The organism is Bacillus sp. JJ1566 (genome assembly GCF_036962685.1).
GTDB lineage: Bacteria > Bacillota > Bacilli > Bacillales > Bacillaceae_L > Ferdinandcohnia.
Genome location: NZ_JBALOP010000101.1, coordinates 638 through 1,893 on the forward strand (window position 1 = coordinate 638; position 1,256 = coordinate 1,893).

At 30.2% G+C, this 1,256-nt stretch carries 2 protein-coding genes; both read left to right on the forward strand.

Features of this window, described 5'->3' with window-relative positions:
* Positions 1-715, forward strand: a 715-nt coding sequence (locus V7112_RS23770; RefSeq protein ID WP_438823947.1) for a glucosamine inositolphosphorylceramide transferase family protein, incomplete at its 5' end; no start/stop codon positions are given.
* Positions 716-799: 84 nt separating this feature from the next.
* Positions 800-1,256, forward strand: a 457-nt coding sequence (locus tag V7112_RS23775; RefSeq protein WP_335424455.1) for a glycosyltransferase, incomplete at its 3' end; no start/stop codon positions are given.

Sequence of the window (1,256 nt, forward strand, 5' to 3'; positions counted from 1 at the left end):
AAAAGGAATTATTGGTCTTGCCATAAGTGAAGACGGACAAAACTGGAAATATGACAAAGTAGTTTTAAAGGAAGAGTTCCACCTTTCCTACCCATATGTTTTTGAGTTTAATGGGGAGTTTTATATGATACCTGAGACTTGTGAAGAAAATAAAATTTTATTGTATAAGGCCAAAAACTTTCCGTATGAATGGACGTTAGCCAGTGAATTGGTAACTGGCAGTTATGTTGATTCAAGTATTTTTAGATTTAATAACAAGTGGTGGATGTTTGCAGCGAAAAGTGGGAAATTACATTTATTTTTTTCGGAAAAACTAGAAAAAGATTGGATGGAACATCCGATGAGCCCTTTAATTACAAATAACAAAAGGATCACCAGGCCAGGAGGCAGAGTTATTGTAGAAAATGGAAAAATTTATAGATATACACAAGATGGGTACCCGAATTATGGCAGTGCAGTAAATGTATTTAAAATTACTAAGTTAACCGAAAATGATTATGAAGAGGAACAAATTAATTTAGTATTATCAGGAACTAAGAAGGAAAATGATTGGAATAGTGATGGGATGCACACAATCGATCAATTAAAGTTAGGTGACAATAATTGGTTAATTGTAGTCGATGGACATAAATTTGAAAGAAGGAATCATTTGCTATGGAAAATGGATAGAATATCGGCTAAAACTCTTTCACTATTACAATTAAGAAACAACTAATAAGAACCCTTTAATCAAATACCAAATTTTTAAGAAAGTTGTTATATTTTTTAGCCATTTTAATACCTTTTTGGGGGAAAAAATGTGGAACCAGAAATAAGTATTATTGTCCCTATATATAATGTAGAGAATTTTTTACAAAGTTGTATTGATTCAATATTGGAACAAACATTGAAAAATTTTGAAGTTATACTTGTTAATGATGGATCAACTGATTCATGCGGAGAATTATGTAATTATTATGCACAGATTGATACAAGGATAAAGGTAATTCATAAAAAAAATGGTGGAGTTTCTTCTGCGAGGAATGCAGGATTAAATATTGCTAAAGGAAAGTATATAGCATTTGTTGATCCAGACGATACTATAGAACCAATGATGTACTGTGAATTAATTAAAACAGCTAAAAAATTTAATGCAGATATTGTTGTTTCTCCAATTAAATCAATAAATCTAATTAACAATACTAAATCAATATCTCCAGTTTGGAAGGATCCTTATTGTCTATTAACCCGAAAAATTATAGAGAATGAAATAATTC